Here is a 19,676-nt window from a genome sequence, read left to right on the forward strand (position 1 = left end):
TCACGTGTTGGTCGACAGTCCCCCCGAAGCAACCACGGCCGCGGCTCCGGCCCCGGTCCCCGCGGCATCCCGACGGCGTCATGTCCTGCGTTCCGCGGGGCTGGTCGTCTCCGTGGCCGTGCTCGCCGTCGTCGTCGTCCTCGGAATAGCCGTCGGCGCCAAGCAGATACCCCTCGACCAGGTATGGCACGGGGTGTTCCACTACAGCGGCGACGACACCGACGTGGTCGTCCACGACCTGCGCGTCCCCCGCACCCTGCTGGGCCTGATCGTCGGCGCCGCCCTCGGCCTCGGCGGCACCGTGATGCAGGCGCTGACCCGGAATCCCCTGGCGGACCCGGGACTTCTGGGCATCAACGCCGGCGCCGCGGCCGCCGTCGTCTCCGCCATCAGCTTCTTCGGCGTCACCTCACTGACCGGCTATGTGTGGTTCGCCTTCGCCGGCGCCGCGGCGGTCTGGGGCGCGGTGTACGTCCTGGGCGGCACCCGTGGCGCCACCCCCGTCCGGCTCGCCCTGGCCGGCACCGCGCTCACCGCCGTCCTCATCGGCTACATCAACGCCGTCAATCTGATGGACAGCGCCGCGCTGGACCGGATGCGCTTCTGGACGGTCGGTTCGCTGGCCTCCGCCACCATGCCGACGGTCACCCAGATCGCACCCTTCCTCGCCGCCGGCGGCGTCCTTGCGCTGCTGATCGCCCGGCCGCTGAACGCCGTCGCGCTCGGCGACGACCAGGCGCGGGCGCTGGGCGCCCGGCTGACCCGCACCCGGGTACTGGCGATGCTCGCCATCACGCTGCTGTGCGGCGGGGCGACCGCCGCCTGCGGCCCGATCGTCTACGTCGGCCTGATGGTTCCGCACGCCGTACGGGCCGTCACCGGGCCCGACCTGCGCTGGATCCTGCCGTACTCCGCGGTGCTCTCACCGGTCCTGCTGCTCGGCGCGGACGTCCTGGGCCGGATCGTGGCCCGGCCGGGCGAGCTCCAGGTCGGCATCGTCACGGCCGTCATCGGCGGCCCGGTCTTCATCTATCTCGTACGGCGACGGAGGATGGCCCAGCTGTGAGCACGACTGTGAAGCGCGGGAAGTCCGTCGGCCCCGGACGGCCCGTGGAGTCGGAAAAGCCCGTGGAGCCCGGGAAGTTGCCTGTGGAATCCGGGAAGTCGGGGAATTCTGTGAAGTCCGGGAGGTCCGTGAAGTCCGCGAAAGGCGCGAAGCCGGTGCGGGCGGTGCGTACCAGGGGAGGGATCTCGTTCCGGCTGGACGTCCGCGCCCTCGTCGTCGGACTGCTGCTGCTGGCCGTCGCTCTCGCCGCCGCCGTCGCGCTGATCGGCTCCGGCGACTACCCGATGACGCCGGCCGAGGTGCTCGCCACGCTGTCCGGCGGCGGCGACGCCGGACAGCAGTTCATCGTCCACGACCTGCGGCTGCCGCGGGTCCTGGTGGGGCTGCTGGTCGGCGCCGCGTTCGGGGTCGCCGGCGCGGTCTTCCAGACCGTCTCCCGCAACCCGTTGGGCAGTCCCGACGTCCTCGGCTTCGCCCAGGGCTCCTCCGCCGGCGCGCTGGTCGCCATCGTCTTCTTCCAGGCCGGGACCTTCGCGGTCGCCGCCGGCGCCATGGCCGGCGGGGTGGCCACCGGACTCGCCATCTTCCTGCTCGCCTGGAAACGCGGCATCCATGGCTGCCGCTTCGTGCTCGTCGGCATCGGGGCCGGCGCGATGCTCTACGCGACGGTGCTCTACCTGATGACCAAGGCGGACATCGTCGACGCGACCCGCGCCACCGTCTGGATGACCGGCTCCCTCAACGGCCGCGACTGGGACCAGGTCTGGCCGCTGGCCGCGGTCTGCGCCGTCTGCCTCCCCCTGGTGCTCTGCCACGGGCGGCCGCTGCGCATGCTGGAGATGGGCGACGACTCCGCGTACGCGCTCGGCGTACGGGTCAACCGGGTCCGTATCGTCGCCCTGCTGGCCGCGGTCGTGCTGGTCGCCGCCGCCACCGCGGCGGCCGGGCCGATCTCCTTCGTGGCGCTCACCGCACCCCAGCTGGCCCGCCGCCTCACCCGGTCGCCCGGGCCCAGCCTGCTGCCCGCCGCCCTCATGGGCGCAGGCCTGCTGGTCGGCGCCGACTGGGTCTCGCAGCAGCTGTTCGGCGCGGATCAGATGCCGGTGGGTGTGCTGACCGGGGTCCTCGGCGGCGGCTACCTGGTGTGGCTGCTGGCGACGGAGCGGAAGGCGGGCCGGATGTGACGGCGGAGACGACCGTGGCCGCGACGGCGGAGACGACCGTGGCTGCGACGGCGGAGACGACCGTGGCTGCGACGGCGGAGACGACCGTGGACCAGTGGACCAGCCGGACCGCGGCGGCGCCCCCACCACCGCAGGGCAACGCAGGACAACCCAGGACAACCCCAGGAGCTTCGAAGTGAGCCGTCTCACGGCTGAGAACCTCACCCTCGCCTACGACCAGCGGGTCATCGCCGAGAACCTCTCGGTCGCCGTCCCCGACCACTCCTTCACGGTCATCGTCGGCCCCAACGCCTGCGGCAAGTCCACCCTGCTGCGGGCGCTCTCGCGGATGCTCAAGCCGGCCGCGGGGTCGGTGCTGCTGGACGGCTCCGCGATCTCCTCGCTCCCGGCGAAGAAGGTCGCCAGGACCCTGGGGCTGCTGCCGCAGTCCTCGACCGCGCCGGACGGGATCACCGTCGCCGACCTGGTGGCCCGCGGCCGCTACCCGCACCAGGGGCTGCTGCGGCAGTGGTCCGCCGCCGACGAGCGGATCGTCCAGGAGTCGATGGCGGCGACCGGCGTCGCCGAGCTCGCCGACCGCTACGTCGACGAGTTGTCCGGCGGACAGCGTCAGCGGGTGTGGATCGCGATGGCGCTCGCTCAGCAGACGCCGCTGTTCCTCCTGGACGAGCCGACGACATACCTGGACATCCAGCACCAGATCGAGGTGCTGGACCTCTGCGCGGAGCTGCACGAGGAGCAGGGGCGGACGCTGGTCGCGGTGCTGCACGACCTCAACCAGGCCGCCCGTTACGCGACCCACCTCATCGCCATGAAGGACGGCGCGGTGGTCGCCGAGGGCGCGCCCGCCGACATCGTCACGGCGGAACTGGTGCGGCGGGTCTTCGGGATCACCTGCCGGGTCATCGAGGACCCGGAGAGCGGGACACCGCTGGTGGTTCCTGCGGCCAGGAAGCCGCTCAGGAAGCCGCGCCGGTCGGGCCAGGGAGACGCCGAGGCCGAGTCCGGGGACGCGGGGGCCGAGGACGGGGCCGTGGGGGCTGACGCCGAGAACGCGGGGGCTGACGCCGAGGACGAGGCCGTGGAGGCTACAGCAGCGTCCTGAGGCGCATCAGGTCGCGCAGCCCGGCTTCCAGCTTGACGCGGCCACTGCCCCACGCCCGGGCGAAGTTCAGCCGCCCGTCGACCAGGGCGACCAGGTCGTCGCCCGCCATGGTCAGCCGGATCTCGGCCTTGTGCGGGGGCGGACCGGCGACGCTGGTGACGTCCCGGAGCGTGCCGTCGGCCAGCCGTCCGACGAAGGTCACATCGAGGTCCGTGATGCGGCAGCTGAGCGAACGGTCGAGCGCGGCGGCGCTGCGCACGCCGCCGTCGGCGGAGGACAGGTTCTGGGCCAGCCGGTCGAGCGCGGCACGGCACTGGTCGAGGGTTGCCATCGCGCCCGACGATACAGCCAGGTCGGGGGCGGCTCGTTCGCCCCGTGACACCGCTCGCCGAGGTAGCGTCGAGGGCATGAACGAGCCGATGCCCGCCGCAGAGCCGGAGCCGGAGCCGGAGGCGGCCCCGGGGGCCGCGCACACCGACGGGACCACGGAAGTCCCGGAGGCCACGGAGGCCACGGAGGCTGCGGAAGCCACGGAGGCCACGGAGGCCGAGCCGGTGGTGCCCGACGGACCGCGGCCGCTCGGCGTGGGCGTGGCACCCACCGGACAGCCCGCGGTCGACGCCGGTCTGCGGCGCCTCGCCGACGCCGACCACCTCCCGTCGAGCGGACACCTCCAGGTGTACGAGGATGTGCACCGTGGACTGCGCGAGGTGCTGGCCGGCCTCGACCGGCACCCCGGGCCGCCCGCACCGTCCCCGGCCCCTCCGGGGACGGCTTCCCCCACGCCGGCAAGCCGACGTCCGTGACGGCGGACGACGTACGACAACAGGAGCTGAACCACAGGTGGCAGGAGTGGCACGACGCCGACTCGACGCGGAGCTGGTGCGCCGCAAGCTGGCCCGCTCGCGCGAGCACGCGAGCCAGCTGATCGCCGCGGGCCGGGTGACCGTCGGCGGCACCACCGCGACCAAACCGGCCACCCAGGTGGAGACCAGCGCCGCCCTGGTCGTCCGCGCCGACGAGAACGACCCCGAATACGTCTCGCGCGGCGGCCACAAGCTCGCCGGCGCCCTCGCCGCCTTCGTCCCGCGCGGACTGCGGATCGAGGGCCGGCGGGCGCTGGACGCGGGCGCCTCGACCGGCGGGTTCACCGATGTGCTGCTGCGGGCCGGCGCCGGTCATGTCGTCGCCGTCGACGTCGGATACGGACAGCTCGCCTGGTCGCTGCAGAGCGACGAGCGGGTCACCGTCAAGGACCGCACCAACGTGCGCGAGCTGACGCTGGAGGCGATCGACTCGCAGCCCGTCGACCTCGTCGTGGGCGATCTCTCCTTCATCCCGCTGGGGCTCGTCCTGCCCGCGCTGGTCGGCTGTACGGCACCGGACGCGGACCTCGTGCTGATGGTGAAGCCGCAGTTCGAGGTCGGCAAGGAGCGGCTGGGCAGCGGCGGGGTGGTGCGCAGCGCGGCGCTGCGCGCCGAGGCGGTGCGCGCCGTAGCCGGGCGCGCGGCCGAACTGGGACTCGGCGTACTCGGCGTGGTGGCGAGCCCGCTCCCTGGACCTTCCGGGAATGTCGAGTACTTTCTGTGGCTGCGCGCCGGGGCGCCTGCACTCGACCCGGCGGATGTCGACCGTGCAGTGGCGGAGGGGCCTCGTTGACCACTACCCAGGCAGTTGAGGACAGCGCAGTTGTCGAAGGCAGCGCAGTTGTCGAAGTCAGCGCAGCACACGAGAACACCGGAGACACCGGAGCCGGCCGGACGGTGTTCCTCCTCGCGCACACCGGCCGCCCCGCGGCCATCCGCAGCGCCGAACTCGTCGTCCAGGGGCTGCTGCGCAGCGGCATCGGGGTGCGGGTGCTGGCGGAGGAGGCCGCGGACCTGCCGCTGCCGCCGGAGGTCCAGCGCGTCGAGACGGAGCAGTGCGCCGCCGAGGGCTGCGAACTGCTGGTGGTCCTGGGCGGCGACGGCACACTGCTGCGCGGTGCGGACTTCGCCAGGACGTCCGGGGTGCCGATGCTCGGCGTCAACCTCGGCCGGGTCGGCTTCCTCGCCGAGGCCGAGCGTGACGACCTCGACAAGGTCGTCGACCGGGTCGTCACCCGCGCCTATGAGGTCGAGGAACGGATGACGCTCGACGTCCTCGTCCGCAACAACGGCACCGTCGTCCACACCGACTGGGCCCTCAACGAGGCGTCGGTGGAGAAGGCCGCGCGGGAGCGGATGCTGGAGGTCGTGACCGAGGTCGACGGCCGGCCCGTCTCGCGCTTCGGCGGCGACGGAGTGGTCTGCGCGACCCCGACCGGCTCGACCGCCTACGCCTTCTCGGCCGGCGGTCCGGTGGTCTGGCCCGAGGTCGAGGCGCTGCTGATGGTCCCGATCAGCGCCCACGCCCTCTTCGCCAAGCCGCTGGTCACCTCGCCGCGCTCGGTCCTCGCCGTCGAGGTCCAGCCCAAGACCCCGCACGGCGTGCTCTGGTGCGACGGCCGCCGCAGTGTCGAACTCCCCGCCGGCGCCCGCGTCGAGGTCCGCCGGGGCGCCGTCCCCGTACGCCTGGCGCGGCTGCACCACGCCTCCTTCACGGACCGTCTGGTCGCCAAGTTCGCCCTCCCGGTGGCGGGGTGGCGGGGCGCACCGCAGTAGGCGCACCGGCCCGTGGCAACGGTGCACCGGCCTCGACGGCGGTGCACCGGCCTCGACGGCCGAGCGACAGTGGATCTTCTCCGGATCTTCTCCGCGCGGTACTTGGATCTTCTTCGCGTGCTTCTTCGATCTTCTTCGCCCGGTACTTGGATCTTCTTCGCGCGGAATTCCGGAAGCGCTGGTCCGCGGGCCGGGGACGGAGGAGAAGGGGGAGGCCGTCGCGGGGTGCCCCCGGGACCTCGTAAGGTCATACCCGTGTTGGAGGAGATGCGGATCCGGTCCCTGGGCGTCATTGACGACGCCGTAGTCGAGCTGTCCCCCGGCTTCACGGCGGTGACCGGCGAGACGGGCGCCGGCAAGACCATGGTCGTCACCAGCCTCGGCCTGCTGCTCGGCGGGCGGGCCGACCCCGCCCTGGTGCGGATCGGCGCCCGGTCGGCGGTTGTGGAGGGCAGGATCGGCGTCGGCCCCGGGACCCCCGCCGCGATACGGGCGGAGGAGGCGGGCGCCGAGCTGGACGACGGCGCGCTGCTGATCAGCCGCACCGTCTCCGCCGAGGGCCGCTCGCGCGCCCACGTGGGCGGCCGCTCCGTACCGGTCGGCCTGCTGGGGGAGTTGGCCGACGAACTGGTCGCCGTACACGGCCAGACCGACCAGCAGGGCCTGCTGCGGCCGGCCCGCCAGCGCCAGGCCCTGGACCGCTACGCCGGAGACGCGGTGGCCGTTCCGCTCACCGGGTACACCGCCGCCCACCGTCGGCTGCGCGCCGTCACCGCCGAGCTGGACGAGCTGATCACCCGGGCCCGTGAGCGCTCCCAGGAAGCCGATCTGCTGCGCTTCGGCCTCGACGAGATCGCCGCGGTCGAACCGCAGCCCGGCGAGGACGCCGAACTGGCCGCCGAGGCCGAGCGGCTCGGGCATGCCGAGGCACTGGCCTCCGCCGCCACCGCCGCGCACACCGCGCTGGCCGGCAACCCCGAGGATCCCGAGGGCGTCGACGGCACCACCCTGGTCGCCGGCGCGCACCGGGCGCTGGAGGCGGTACGCGGCCACGACCAGGAGCTCGCCGTGCTGTCCGACCGGCTCGGCGAGATCGGCATCCTGATGGCGGATGTGGCGGGCGAGCTCGCCGGCTACGCCGACAACCTGGACGCCGACCCGCTGCGGCTCGCCGTGGTCGAGGAACGCCGCGCCGCCCTGAACCACCTCACCCGTAAATACGGCGAGGACATCACGGCCGTACTGGCGTGGTCCGAGCGGAGCGCCGCCCGGCTCGCCGAACTGGACGGCGACGACGACCGGATCGGCGAGCTGACCGCCGAACGGGACGCGCTGCGCGCCGAACTCGGCGAGCTGGCACAGACCTTGACCGACGCCCGCACCGACTCGGCGAAGCGTTTCGCGGACGCGGTCACCGCCGAACTCGCCGAACTGGCCATGCCGCACGCCCGGGTGACCGTCGAGATCCGCCAGACCGAGGTGCCCGAGGACGCCGACGGCATCGAGGTCGGCGGCCGGACCGTGGCCTACGGACCGGCCGGTGCCGACGAGGTCGAACTCCTCCTGGCCCCGCACCCGGGCGCACCGCCCCGCCCGATAGCCAAGGGGGCGTCCGGGGGCGAGCTCTCCCGGGTGATGCTCGCCGTCGAGGTGGTCTTCGCCGGCTCCGATCCCGTACCGACGTACCTCTTCGACGAGGTCGACGCGGGCGTCGGCGGCAAGGCGGCCGTCGAGGTCGGCCGGCGGCTGGCCAGGCTCGCCAAGTCGGCGCAGGTCGTGGTCGTCACGCACCTTCCGCAGGTCGCGGCGTTCGCGGACCGGCAGCTGCTGGTGGCGAAGACCAACGACGGCTCGGTCACCAGGAGCGGTGTCACCGTCCTGGAGGGCGAGGAGCGGGTCCGCGAACTCTCCCGCATGCTGGCCGGCCAGGAGGACTCCGAAACGGCTCGCGCGCATGCGGAGGAACTGCTGGAGACGGCGCGTACGGGCCGCTAGCACCGGCCTCCAGGGGCGGCTTTTCAGGGGGCCGGCTCTCCAGCTCGCCAGGGTGCGGCGGGGGCCGGGCGGAAGTGGAAGAACGGGAAAAAGGGGGAGTGGGGCATGGTGAGGGCGGGTGGCAAGGTGCTGGGGCGGGTCTCGGCGCTGCTGGCCGGGGCAGCGGCGACCCGGGTCACGTACACGGCGCTGAGGAGCCGGCCGCCGGGCGGTGCCGTCCGGTGGGAGCGCGAGAACCACTCCGGCCGGACCGTCCACCTGCACGCCGGGCTCGCCACGGCCGCCGGTACCGCGCTCGCCGCCGCCACCGCCCCCGGGCTGCCCGCCCGGGTCCGGACCGCGGCGGCGCTGGCCGTGCTGGCCGCCGGGAGCTGCGGGGCGTACGACGACGTCTTCGGCGCCGGTGACCCACGGCGCGGATTCCGGGCGCACCTCTCGGCGCTGCGGGACGGCGAGGTCACCAGCGGCGCGGTGAAGCTCTTCGGGATCGGCGCCGCCGGACTGGCGGCCGGTGCCCTCCTGCAGGAACGTGCGGCCGACAAGCTGCTGGCCGGTGTGGTGATCGCGGGCTCCGCGCATCTGGTGAACCTCCTGGACGTACGTCCGGGCCGGGCGGCCGGTGCCGTACTGGCCCTCGGCACGCCCGGCCTGCTGCGAAGCGGACCGGCCGGGCCACTGTCCGCCGCGCCCGTCGGGGCCGTGGCCGCCGTCGTCGGCGACGACATGGGGGAGCGCACGATGCTCGGGGACGCCGGGGCGCATGCGCTCGGCGCGGCCCTCGGCCTCGCCGTTGTAGCGGCATGGGGGTCCCCCCGGGCATGGGGGTCCCCCCGCGCGAGCGGAGCCGAGCGTGGGGGAGGAGCCGGGAGTGGGGGAGGCCGTACCGGGCTGGCCGCACACGCCGTCGGCCTGGTCGCCGCCGCGGCGGCGGGGGATCGCGTCAGCCGGGCGGCGGCCGCGGGGTTCTGAGGGCGGGCCACGGGCCTGCGGAGCCTCGGCGTACGCGCCCCGCAGAGGCGCGGTGGGCGCGCTCCGGGGAGCGGATCACCCGTAGGGACCGTTCGTCCGCGCGGGCGGTTTGTCGCCCATGTGGGTGATCCGGTGGGCGCTGGAGTGAGACTTCCCACCGGAACAGCGTGCGAACGATGCCGAATTGACGCCGCCGGGCTGGCATCCTGGGCGCGGTGCGCAGTTCCGGTGGGCCGGCCCGTCGTGCCCGTGTCCGGACGGGCTCACCGTGCCCGTGTCCGGGTGGGTGGACGGCCGCCCGGCCGCGCGCAACCGCAGTTCCCGCTGTCCGCTGTCCGCCGACCGGCCTCCCGGTACGGACGGTCCGCTTCCCCCGACTCAGGAGTCCCCGCCACGTGATCAGTACCCCGACCTCGACGCACGGGCTGTCGCCGCTGCGCACGGTCCAGGTGCTGGGGCACGGCAGCGCGGGCAGTGCGGCACATGTCCGCTCGCTGGCCGAAGGGCTGGTCGCCCGTGGGGTACGGGTGACCGTCTGCGCCACACCGGAGGCCGAGGAGGCCTATGACTTCACCGGCGCGGGCGCGCGGTTCGTGCACGTCCCGCCGCGGGCGGACCCGGCGAGCGTGGCCTTGCTGCGCAGCGCCTGCTGGGACGCCGATCTGGTCCACGCGCACGGCCTGCGGGCCGGACTGCGCGCCTCCACGGCGCTGCGCGGACTGCGTCCCCCCAGGGGAGGGCGGCGGGTCCCCCTGGTCATGACCTGGCACACGAAGGCACACAGCGAGGGCGCGCGGGCCGGGCTGGTGCATCTGATGGAGCGGAGGGTGGCGCGGGCTGCCGCCGTTGTCCTGGGGGCCTGTTCCGACCTCGTGGACCGGGCACGTGAACGTGGCGCCCGGGATGCCCGGCTGGCACCGGTGGCGATTCCGCGGCCCCGGTCCGGTAACGGGGCCGAGCCCGAGGAGCAGGACCGGACGCGTCACAAGGAGCGTGCCGAACTGGGCGCGGTGGACCGCCCGTTGCTGCTCGCGATCGGCCGCCTCGACCCGAGCCAGGGGCACGACCTGCTGCTGGACGCGGCGCACGCCTGGTGCGCGCTCGACCCGCAACCGCTGGTCGCCATCGCGGGGGAGGGCGGCCGACGGGCCGCGCTGCAGCGGCGGATCGACCTGGAACGGCTGCCCGTCCAGCTGCTCGGCCGCCGTGACGACGTACCCGAACTCCTCGCGGCCGCCGATCTCGTGGTGCTGCCCAGCAGGTGGGAGGCGCGCTCGCTGATCGCCCAGGAGGCACTGCGGGCTGGGGTGCCGCTCGTCGCCACCGACACCGGGGGAACCCGCGAACTCGTCGGCCGGGCCGCGGAACTGGTCCGCTACGGGGATGCCGCCACCCTGGCCCGTACCGTTCTCGCCCTGCTCGCCGACCCGGCGCGCCGGGACGCACTCGCCGAGGCGGGCCGCATCCAGGCGGCCGGCTGGCCCACCGAGAACGACACGGTGGCCCAAGTCCTCAGCGTGTACGACGAGTTGACCCAGCCGCTCCAGTCGATCCAGCCCTTCTAGAGCCTCTCTCCTTCCGGTCTAGAGCCTCTCTCCTTCAGGGCTCCCTCCGGACCTCAGCCTTGTCTCCCTCCGGACCTCAGCCCTGTCTCCCCGGTCGTTGTGCGGCCGGCGGACGGGAACGACGGGAATACCGCCTGGCCCCGCCCGGTTGTGGCCCCGCAGGGGGCCTTCGCGTCCCCTAAGGGATCTGTTCGACCGACCCCTACGGGACGGCCGCCCCCACGGACCGCCCCCACGGGCCGTCCCCACAGGACGCCCCCTCGCGCGAGGCTGGCGTCGTCCGCTACGGCTTGTCCGTGTGGCGTCGGGCGCGCAGGGCCAGGCGGAGGCTCAGCACCGTCTGCGGGTCGTCGAGGTCCGTGCCGAGGAGCTGGGCGATGCGGGCCAGCCGATCGTAGAGCGTCTGGCGGTTGACGTTCAGGTCGCGGGCGGTCTCGGCCTTGCGGCCCGCGCTGGCCAAGTAGGCCTCCAGCGTGGGCAGCAGCGGCTGGCGGGCGCCGCGGTCGTGGGCGAGCAGGGGGCCGAGGGCGCGTTGCACGAAGTCGGTGAGCACGTTCTGCTCGCCGTGTTCCCGCATCCGCCACAGCAGCAGCTCGATGTCCAGCCGTCGGGCGTCGTACCAGGGCTGTTCTGGCAGGCCCTGGGCCGCGGCGGCCGCCTCCGCCGCATGCCGCAGGCCGGGGCCCGCGGCGGCCCAGTCGCCGGCCGCGCCGACGACGACCACCGGGCGGGCCGCCGCCGGCCGGTCCAGGCCCGCGCGGACCACTCCGGCGTGCAGCGCCTCGGCGATCCGGTCGGCGAGCGTGGTGCGGTCGGCGAGCGTGGCGCGGTCCTGGCCGGCGCGCAGCGCGACCAGCAGCGGGACGCGGCCCTCCACAGGGCGTACGCCGAGGAGTACCGGCACTCCGGGGGCGGCGAGTTCCTCGCGCAGCGTCCGGGCGAGGAGGGCCCAGCCGCCCGGGGTGGGGAGGCCGGCGGGCAGCCGCATGACCACCGGGAGTACGACCGGTTCCGGTCCGGGGCGGAACCCCAGCAGACGGGCCTGGGCCGGTGCTTCGGCCGCGGAGATCCGGCCCTCCGCCAGGTCGGCGAGGAAGTCACCGCGGCCCCGGGCGGCGAGCACCTCCTCCTGCCGGGACTGGAGCATTACGACGGCGAGCAGACCGGCGGCCCGTTCGGCGGCGATCCGGTGCACCGGCGCGACGGGGCCGTTGACGGGCAGCAGGACGAGCCGGGCGCGGACCGCGTCGGGCCCGTGGCCCCCGCCGGGGACGTCGATGCGGACGCCGGTGTCGCGCAGCCCCTCCCAGGCCAGCAACGGGTCGGCGTCCGCGGGTCCACTGCGGCCGTCGCCGCCCTCGCCGTCGCCGCCGCCGGTGTCCGGGCCCGCGGCGTACAGGGGGCTGCCGTCGGGGGCCTCCAGGCAGAGGGGATTGCCGGTGAAGACGGCCAGCAGACGCAGCACTTCGGGGGCGCCACCGCCGCGCAGCAGGACGTCGGTGCAGCGCCGCAGGATCTCGTCGGCGCGCCGCAGCACGGCGTAGTGGCTGTTGATGATCTCGGTGTGGATCGCCTCGGTGACCGTGACGTACGGGACTTCGCGGTGCAGCTGGATCAAGGGCAGACCGTGGTCCCGCGCGGCCTCGACCAGCGCCGGGGGCAGTGCCGCGAAACGCGACCCCAGCTCCACGACGAGAGCGGCGATCCCGCGGTCGGCGAGCCTGCGGACGAAGGCACGCTGCTCGGACGGCCGGGACCCCAGGCCCAGACCGGTGGTCAGCAGCAGCTCGCCGCCCTTGAGCAGCGAGGCGATATGCGGGACCTCGCCCGCGTGCACCCAGCGCACCGCGCGGTCCAGCCGGTCCTGGCCGGCCAGCACCTCCGGCAGCCCGCGCCGCAACGCGGGCAGTTCCAGCGCCCTGCGCACGGTGATCTCGGCTTCGACCGCCGCGTTCGCCGCCGCGGTGTCGTCGTCCTTCGCTTCCGGCCCCATGGCGAGGAACCGTACCCGGAGCCCGTCGGCCGGAACGCCGCCGCCGCGACGTCCCGGTACGCCGGACTAGCCCCCGTAGGCCCCGCTGGCCGTCAGCCGCAGCGCCGTGTCGATCAGCGGGACGTGGCTGAACGCCTGCGGGAAGTTGCCCACCTGGCGCTTGGCCTTCGGGTCCCACTCCTCCGCCAGCAGGCCCAGGTCGTTGCGGAGCGAGAGCAGCTTCTCGAAGAGCTTGCGGGCCTCGTCCACCCGGCCGATCATCGCCAGGTCGTCGGCGAGCCAGAACGAGCAGGCCAGGAACGCCCCCTCGTCGCCGGGCAGGCCGTCCACGCCCTCTTCCTCGCCGGCCGTCGGGTAGCGCAGGACGAAGCCGTCCTCGGTGGACAGCTCCCGCTGGATCGCCTCGATCGTGCCGATGACGCGCTTGTCGTCCGGCGGCAGGAAGCCCATCTGCGGGATCAGCAGCAGCGACGCGTCCAGCTCCCGCGAGCCGTAGGACTGGGTGAAGGTGTTGCGTTCCTTGTCGTAGCCCTTCTCGCAGACGTCCCGGTGGATCGTCTCGCGCAGGTCCTTCCAGCGCTCCAGCGGGCCGTCGACGTCGCCGGACTCGATCAGCTTGACCGTGCGGTCCACCGCCACCCAGGTCATGATCTTGGAGTGGACGAAGTGCCGGCGCGGACCGCGGACCTCCCAGATGCCCTCGTCCGGCTCGTCCCAGTGCTTCTCCACCCACTGGATCAGCTTGATCTGGAGGAGGGAGGCGTAGTCGTTACGGGACAGCCCGGTCATATGAGCCAGATGCAGCGCCTCGATGACCTCGCCGTAGACGTCCAGCTGGAGCTGGCCGGCGGCGCCGTTGCCGACCCGTACGGGCTGCGAATTCTCGTACCCGGGAAGCCAGTTGAGCTCGTTCTCGCCCAACTCCCGCTCGCCGGCGATGCCGTACATGATCTGGAGGTTGTCCGGGTCGCCGGCCACCGCCCGCAGCAGCCACTCCCGCCAGGCCCGCGCCTCCTCGCGGTAGCCGGTGCGCAGGAGGGACGACAGGGTGATGGCGGCGTCGCGGAGCCAGGTGAAGCGGTAGTCCCAGTTGCGGACGCCGCCGATGCACTCGGGCAGGGAGGTGGTCGGCGCGGCGACGATGCCGCCGGTGGGGGCGTACGTCAGCGCCTTGAGGGTGATCAGCGAGCGGACCACCGCATCGCGGTACGGGCCGTGGTACGTGCAGTGCTCGACCCACTCGCGCCAGAACTCCTCGGTGGCCTCCAGCGCCCCCTCGGGGTCCGCCACGGCCGGCGGCTGCTTGTGCGAGGGCTCCCAGCTGATGGTGAACGCGATCCGCTCGCCCGGCGAGACGGTGACGTCGGAGAACGTGGTGAGGTCCTTGCCGTACGTCTCGGCCTCGGTGTCCAGCCACACCGAGTCGGGGCCGGCGACCGCGACGGTACGGCCGTCGATCTTGTGCACCCAGGGCACCACCCAGCCGTACGCGAATCGCATCCGCAGCTCCGAGCGCACCGGGACGCGCCCGCTGACGCCCTCCACGATGCGGATCACCTGCGGCGCGCCGTCACGCGGCGGCATGAAGTCGATCACCCGGACGGTGCCGCGCGGGGTGTCCCACTCGGATTCCAGGACGAGCGAATCGCCCCGGTAGCGCCGGCGGTCGGCCGGCCGCGGTCCGGATCCGTTGACCGGCCCGATCCGCCAGAAACCGTGCTCCTCCGTGCCCAGCAGCCCCGCAAAGACCGCCGGTGAGTCGAAGCGGGGCAGACACAGCCAGTCGACCGTGCCGTCCCGGCACACTAGAGCGGCGGTCTGCATATCGCCGATAAGTGCGTAGTCCTCGATGCGCCCGGCCACGTGCGTCTCCCGTCGAACTGGAGTCACGCCCCCCATGGGACGTTGTGAATCGGTCCGTCCTGCCCATGAAACGTCGCCGAGCAGCGGGACCGGAAATCGGGCGGGGGTGGTGCCTTCCCGGACGGCTCGTTGCGAGTGTCCGAGCAGGATACGACGCACGCGGGTGATCCGCGCGACGCTCGCGAGGAGTGAGGTGCTCCGAACGGGTGGGCTCCGTCACGTGACACTGTCAAGCAGAGCCGTCACACAGCCGTCACGCAGGCGTCACACACGGTCATGGCGGGGCTGTCGGGCGACCCTCGCGCGCACGGCCGGGAGCGACCGCGCCCCGGCGCTGATAGCCTGGTACCCCGTGGACCGGTGGGCCAGCCCGATGCCGCAGCAAGACGACACGGCACCCCCGAACCGCAGCGACGGCACCCCTGACAACACCGGGACGGCGCCTCGTACCTCTCCACCTCGCGACCACGGGAGCTTCCTCTTGGCCATGCCGCCCAAATCTCCGACGACCAAGCACATCTTCGTCACCGGGGGCGTCGCCTCCTCGCTCGGCAAGGGGCTCACCGCCTCCAGCCTGGGCGCGCTCCTGAAGGCGCGCGGCCTGCGGGTCACGATGCAGAAGCTCGACCCGTACCTGAACGTCGACCCCGGCACGATGAACCCGTTCCAGCACGGCGAGGTCTTCGTCACCAACGACGGAGCCGAGACCGACCTGGACATCGGCCACTACGAGCGGTTCCTCGACGTCGACCTCGACGGCAGTGCGAACGTCACCACCGGCCAGGTCTACAGCACCGTGATCGCCAAGGAGCGCCGCGGCGAGTACCTCGGTGACACCGTGCAGGTCATCCCGCACATCACCAACGAGATCAAGCACCGCATCCGGCGGATGGCGACCGAGGACGTCGACGTCGTGATCACCGAGGTCGGCGGCACCGTCGGCGACATCGAGTCGCTGCCGTTCCTGGAGACCGTCCGCCAGGTCCGCCACGAGGTCGGCCGGGACAACGTCTTCGTCGTGCACATCTCGCTGCTCCCCTACATCGGGCCGTCCGGCGAGCTGAAGACCAAGCCGACCCAGCACTCGGTCGCCGCGCTGCGCAACATCGGCATCCAGCCCGACGCGATCGTGCTGCGCGCCGACCGCGAGGTGCCCACCGCCATCAAGCGCAAGATCTCGCTGATGTGCGATGTGGACGAGGCCGCGGTGGTCGCCGCCATCGACGCCCCCTCGATCTACGACATCCCCAAGGTCCTGCACGCCGAGGGCCTGGACGCCTACGTCGTGCGCAAGCTGGACCTGCCGTTCCGCGATGTGGACTGGACCGTGTGGGCGGACCTGCTCGACCGCGTCCACAACCCCGACCACGAGGTCAACGTCGCGCTGGTCGGCAAGTACATCGACCTGCCCGACGCCTACCTCTCGGTCACCGAGGCGCTGCGGGCCGGCGGCTTCGCGAACAAGGCCCGGGTGAAGGTCAAGTGGGTCGCCTCCGACGACTGCAAGACCGCCAAGGGCGCCGCCGAGCAGCTCGCAGACTGCGACGCGATCTGCATCCCCGGCGGCTTCGGCGACCGCGGTGTGGACGGCAAGGTCGGCGCGATCACCTACGCCCGCGAGAACAAGATCCCGCTGCTGGGCCTCTGCCTGGGCCTCCAGTGCGTGGTCATCGAGGCGGCCCGCAACCTGGCCGGCATCGAGGGCGCCAACTCCACCGAGTTCGACTCGGCCGCCGCCCACCCGGTCATCTCCACGATGGCCGAGCAGCTGGACATCGTCGCCGGTGAGGGCGACATGGGCGGCACGATGCGGCTGGGCATGTACCCCGCCAAGCTCGCCGAGGGCTCGATCGTCCGCGAGGTCTACGACGGCCAGGCGTACGTCGAGGAGCGCCACCGCCACCGCTACGAGGTCAACAACGCCTACCGCGGTGAGCTGGAGAAGAAGGCCGGGCTGCAGTTCTCCGGCACCTCCCCGGACAACAAGCTCGTCGAGTACGTCGAGTACCCGCGCGAGACGCACCCCTACCTGGTCGCCACCCAGGCGCACCCGGAGCTGCGCTCCCGCCCGACCCGCCCGCACCCGCTCTTCGCCGGACTGGTGAAGGCCGCGGTCGCGCGCAAGACGGGCGCCGGGCAGCCCGCGGGTGCCGCGAAGAAGGCGGGCGCCGCGAAGTAGGCGGAGCCACGGCGGATACCGTTGCCGGGGTACGGACTCGATCTGCGAGGCCGTGCCCCGGTTTCGCGTGGCCGACGCGCAAGGCACAAGGGAGGACGCACCATGGCGATCGAGGACACCCCGGAGGAGTGGACGGTCACCTCGACCACGACACCGTTCACCGGGAACAAGACCAGTGTGCGCACCGACGAGGTCGTGATGCCGGACGGCACCGCCGTCACCCGCGACTACCAGGTCCACCCCGGTTCCGTGGCGGTGCTCGCCCTGGACGGCGAGGGCCGGGTGCTGGTGCTGCGCCAGTACCGCCACCCCGTACGCCACCGGCTCTGGGAGATCCCCGCCGGGCTGCTCGACGTCCCCGGTGAGAACCCGCTGCACGCGGCGCAGCGCGAGCTGTACGAGGAGGCGCACGTCAAGGCCGAGGACTGGCGGGTGCTGACCGACGTCTACCCCACGCCGGGCGGCTGTGACGAGGCGGTCCGGATCTTCCTGGCCCGCGAGCTGTCCGAGGCCGAGGGGGAGCGGTTCGAGGTCTCCGAGGAGGAGGCCGACATGGAGCTGGCGCGGGTACCTGTCGAAGATCTCGTACGGGGCGTGCTCGCCGGTGAGCTGCACAACAACTGCCTGGCGATGGGGGTGCTGGCGCTCACCGCGGCGCAGCGCGGCGCGGGCCCGGACGCGCTGCGGCCGGCCGACGCGCCGTGGCCGGCCCGGCCCTTCGAGGCCTGATCCGCTGCTGAGACCCGTGTCGTCGGCCGGATGATCCGCCGATCCGATCGAGTGAGCAACCGCCCTGCTCCGTACGGCACGTGACAGGCCGTGAACTACGCTCGACAGCGATCCCGTGCGCACTCGCGACGGGCTCGTACGCGCGGCTGGACGGGAGCGTGACCGGTGACGGAGCAGGCGGTGGACGGGGGGCACGTCCCGCCCGGGCCGCGGGACGGGTCCGCCGCGGCGGCACCGGGCCGGCGGATGCCCCAGGCGCGGCGGGCGGACGGCGCCGCCGTCCGCCCGGGCGCCCCCGCGGCCGCCCCCGCGCCGGACACCACCGGCTTCGCCGGGCGCCACCGTGAGCTCAGGGAGCTGCACGCCGAGATCGCCCGGGCCGGCCTGGACACCCTCTCCGGGCGCAAGGGCGCCCGCAGCCGGGTGCTGCTGATCGCCGGCCGTCCCGGCTCCGGCCGTACCGCGCTGGCCGAGCGGCTGCTGCGCGAGCTGGCCGGCGACTACCCGGACGGGGTGCTGCGGGCGGCGCTGACCGGGCCCGGCGGCGAGCGGCCCGGCACCGCCCGCGTCGCGCGCGAGCTGCTGGCCGCCCTCGGGGAGCAGCCGGCGCCGGGCGCGTGCGAGGACGAGCTGACCGAGCGGCTGCGCGGTGCGCTCACCGGGCGCCGGGCCCTGCTCTTCCTGGACGACGCCCCGGGTGCGGACGCCGTCGCACCGCTGCTGCCGGACGCCCCGGACTGCCTGGTCGTGGTGGTCTCCCAGGGGCCGCTGACCGGCATCCCGGACGTCCGGCCGTGCGTGCTGGGCGGCCTGGACGGACCGGCCTGCGTCGAGATCCTCAGCCGGTACGCCGGGCCGACCCGGATCACCGTCGACCCGCGGACCGCCGAGAGCGTCGCCGAGGAGTGCGGCGGGCAGCCGGCGGCGCTGATCCTGGCCGGCGCCTGGCTCGCCGCCCGCCCCAGGGCGTCCGTCTCCGATCTGCGCCAGGGGCTGCGCGCCGTCCCGCTGCCCGGGGACCTGCCCCGCGCCGCCCGCCCGCTGTTCCGCGCCTTCCACCTCGCCCAGGCGGCGCTGCCGGCGCCCGCCGCCCGGATACTGCGGCTGAGCACCCTGGCCCCGGCCGGCCTCGTGGACGCGCAGATCGCCTCCGCGCTGGCCGGCTGTTCGGTGCCGGTGGCCGCCACGGTGCTGGACGACCTGGCCGCGCTCGGCCTGCTGCGGCCGGTGCCCGCCGAGCACGGCGCTTCCCCCAAGTTCTCGACTCCGCTCGAACAGGGGGGACCCCCATCCGGGCCGCCGCTGCCCGACGCCGCGCTCCACACCCCGTACCGGCTCCCCGGCTCCCTCGCCCCGCTCGTCCGCGAGCTGCTCCACGCGCAGGAGCGGCCCGCCGACATCCAGCTGGCCCGGGCCCGGATGCTGGAGCGGACCGTACGGCTGCTGCACTCCTGCCGGGCGATGGCCGAACCGGCCGGTTCCCCCGCCCGCCAGAAGGCCGACGGGCTGCCGCGCTCGCTGCGCTTCTCCTCCCGGGCCGCCGCCGCGCACTGGCTGCGCGGCCGGCGCGGCGCGCTCCTCGACGCGGCCGGGGTCGCGGTGGCGGACGGGGGACTCGACACGCTGGACCGGCGGCTGGTGGCCGCGCTGACCCGGACGCTGCTGGCGCACGAGGGCGCCGAGGCCGCCGCGCCGGACCTCTACGGGCTGCACGAGCTGGTCCTCCGGGTCGCCGAGCGGCGCGGGCTGGCCCGTGAGCAGGCTGCCGCGCTGCTGAACCTCGCGGACCTGGACGGCCGGGCGGGGCGCCCGGAGCAGGCGGCCGTCCGCTACCGGGGCGCGCTGGAGGCGGCCCGTTCGGCGCGGGACCCGGTGGCCGCCGGCCGGGCGCTGGAGTCACTGGGCGGTACGTACACCGAGCTGGGCGACTGGCAGCGGGCCGCCGACTGGTACGGGCGGGCGCTGGAGCTGCGGCTGGCCCGTGGCGAGCGCGCGGACGCGGCTCGGCTGCACGGCCGGACCGGCGCCGCGTACGCGTGCGCGGCCCGGTGGGACGAGGCGCTCAGGGAGTGGCGGGCGGCCGCCAGGACGTACCGCCGGCTCGGCGACCCGGCAGGCCGGGCGCGGGCGGCCGGTGAGATGGCGGGGGTCCAGGAGCGCGCGGGGCGGCCGGAGGAGGCGCTGCGGACCCGCCTGGAGGCCCTCGAAACGGCCCGGAAGGCGGAGGACGGGCGGCTGGAGGCGGAGCTGCGGCTGCGGATCGCGGACACCCTCGACCGGCTCGGGGACCCCGCGGCGGCGCGGCTGCACCGCGACGCGGGGGAGCGACTCCTGGAAGATCACCCCGATCACCTACGAAACCGGTAGCGCATCTCGCAGAAATTAG

General features: G+C 74.0%; 15 protein-coding genes. 12 read left to right on the forward strand and 3 right to left on the reverse strand.

Annotated features, from left to right (window positions below; genetic code table 11):
- Positions 1–7 precede the first annotated feature (7 nt).
- The 3 genes from ACFY12_RS05275 to ACFY12_RS05285 all read left to right on the forward strand — a co-directional run bounded on the left by ACFY12_RS05275 (position 8) and on the right by ACFY12_RS05285 (position 3,355).
- A complete protein-coding gene (locus ACFY12_RS05275; RefSeq protein WP_390715051.1) occupies positions 8–1,066 on the forward strand; it encodes a FecCD family ABC transporter permease in 1,059 nt (352 codons plus the stop codon).
- A 128-nt stretch (positions 1,067–1,194) separates the two neighbouring features.
- Positions 1,195–2,250 carry a FecCD family ABC transporter permease gene (locus ACFY12_RS05280; RefSeq protein WP_390714396.1) on the forward strand — a complete coding sequence of 352 codons (1,056 nt, stop codon included), beginning with the start codon at positions 1,195–1,197 and terminating at the stop codon, positions 2,248–2,250.
- A gap of 175 nt (positions 2,251–2,425) precedes the next feature.
- Positions 2,426–3,355 (forward strand): ABC transporter ATP-binding protein, encoded by a 930-nt coding sequence (locus ACFY12_RS05285; RefSeq protein WP_390714397.1) that lies wholly within the window; start codon positions 2,426–2,428, stop codon positions 3,353–3,355.
- Here the strand turns inward: ACFY12_RS05285 and ACFY12_RS05290 are convergent.
- On the reverse strand, positions 3,339–3,686 hold the full coding sequence (locus ACFY12_RS05290; protein WP_390714398.1) for an SCP2 sterol-binding domain-containing protein: 348 nt from the start codon (positions 3,684–3,686) through the stop codon (positions 3,339–3,341). The genes ACFY12_RS05285 and ACFY12_RS05290 overlap by 17 nt on opposite strands.
- Positions 3,687–3,762: 76 nt before the next feature.
- Here ACFY12_RS05290 and ACFY12_RS05295 point away from each other — a divergent pair, with 76 nt between their 5' ends.
- The 6 genes from ACFY12_RS05295 (at position 3,763) to ACFY12_RS05320 (ending at position 10,526) form a co-directional block, all read left to right on the forward strand.
- Positions 3,763–4,161: a hypothetical protein gene (locus ACFY12_RS05295; RefSeq protein ID WP_390714399.1), complete on the forward strand. Its 399-nt coding sequence runs from the start codon at positions 3,763–3,765 to the stop codon at positions 4,159–4,161.
- A 37-nt stretch (positions 4,162–4,198) separates the two neighbouring features.
- Positions 4,199–5,014 carry a TlyA family RNA methyltransferase gene (locus tag ACFY12_RS05300; protein WP_390714400.1) on the forward strand — a complete coding sequence of 272 codons (816 nt, stop codon included), beginning with the start codon at positions 4,199–4,201 and terminating at the stop codon, positions 5,012–5,014.
- 104 nt (positions 5,015–5,118) lie between these two features.
- Positions 5,119–5,997 carry an NAD kinase gene (locus tag ACFY12_RS05305; RefSeq protein WP_390715052.1) on the forward strand — a complete coding sequence of 293 codons (879 nt, stop codon included), beginning with the start codon at positions 5,119–5,121 and terminating at the stop codon, positions 5,995–5,997.
- 267 nt (positions 5,998–6,264) lie between these two features.
- Positions 6,265–7,992, forward strand: coding sequence for a DNA repair protein RecN (recN, locus tag ACFY12_RS05310; RefSeq protein ID WP_390715053.1), 1,728 nt, complete (start codon positions 6,265–6,267; stop codon positions 7,990–7,992).
- Between the two features lie 105 nt (positions 7,993–8,097).
- Complete coding sequence (locus ACFY12_RS05315; RefSeq protein ID WP_390714401.1) at positions 8,098–8,961, forward strand: hypothetical protein; 864 nt, start codon at positions 8,098–8,100, stop codon at positions 8,959–8,961.
- Between the two features lie 395 nt (positions 8,962–9,356).
- Entirely contained in the window at positions 9,357–10,526 is a 1,170-nt protein-coding gene (locus ACFY12_RS05320; RefSeq protein ID WP_390714402.1) for a glycosyltransferase family 4 protein, read from the forward strand.
- Positions 10,527–10,809: 283 nt separating this feature from the next.
- Here the strand turns inward: ACFY12_RS05320 and ACFY12_RS05325 are convergent, their stop codons facing one another.
- Both ACFY12_RS05325 and ACFY12_RS05330 read right to left on the reverse strand, forming a co-directional pair.
- Positions 10,810–12,519, reverse strand: a complete 1,710-nt coding sequence (locus ACFY12_RS05325) for a PucR family transcriptional regulator (RefSeq protein ID WP_390714403.1) — start codon at positions 12,517–12,519, stop codon at positions 10,810–10,812.
- A 66-nt stretch (positions 12,520–12,585) separates the two neighbouring features.
- Positions 12,586–14,418: a glycoside hydrolase family 15 protein gene (locus ACFY12_RS05330; RefSeq protein ID WP_390714404.1), complete on the reverse strand. Its 1,833-nt coding sequence runs from the start codon at positions 14,416–14,418 to the stop codon at positions 12,586–12,588.
- A 451-nt stretch (positions 14,419–14,869) separates the two neighbouring features.
- On the opposite strand from ACFY12_RS05330, the gene ACFY12_RS05335 reads away from it, so the two are divergent.
- The 3 genes from ACFY12_RS05335 to ACFY12_RS05345 all read left to right on the forward strand — a co-directional run bounded on the left by ACFY12_RS05335 (position 14,870) and on the right by ACFY12_RS05345 (position 19,657).
- Positions 14,870–16,561 carry a CTP synthase gene (locus ACFY12_RS05335; protein ID WP_390714405.1) on the forward strand — a complete coding sequence of 564 codons (1,692 nt, stop codon included), beginning with the start codon at positions 14,870–14,872 and terminating at the stop codon, positions 16,559–16,561.
- A 102-nt stretch (positions 16,562–16,663) separates the two neighbouring features.
- Entirely contained in the window at positions 16,664–17,290 is a 627-nt protein-coding gene (locus ACFY12_RS05340) for an NUDIX domain-containing protein (protein ID WP_390714406.1), read from the forward strand.
- A gap of 165 nt (positions 17,291–17,455) precedes the next feature.
- Positions 17,456–19,657 carry a tetratricopeptide repeat protein gene (locus ACFY12_RS05345; RefSeq protein ID WP_390714407.1) on the forward strand — a complete coding sequence of 734 codons (2,202 nt, stop codon included), beginning with the start codon at positions 17,456–17,458 and terminating at the stop codon, positions 19,655–19,657.
- Positions 19,658–19,676 lie beyond the last annotated feature (19 nt).

This window comes from Streptomyces sp. NPDC001339 (assembly GCF_042895955.1).
Taxonomy (GTDB): domain Bacteria; phylum Actinomycetota; class Actinomycetes; order Streptomycetales; family Streptomycetaceae; genus Streptomyces.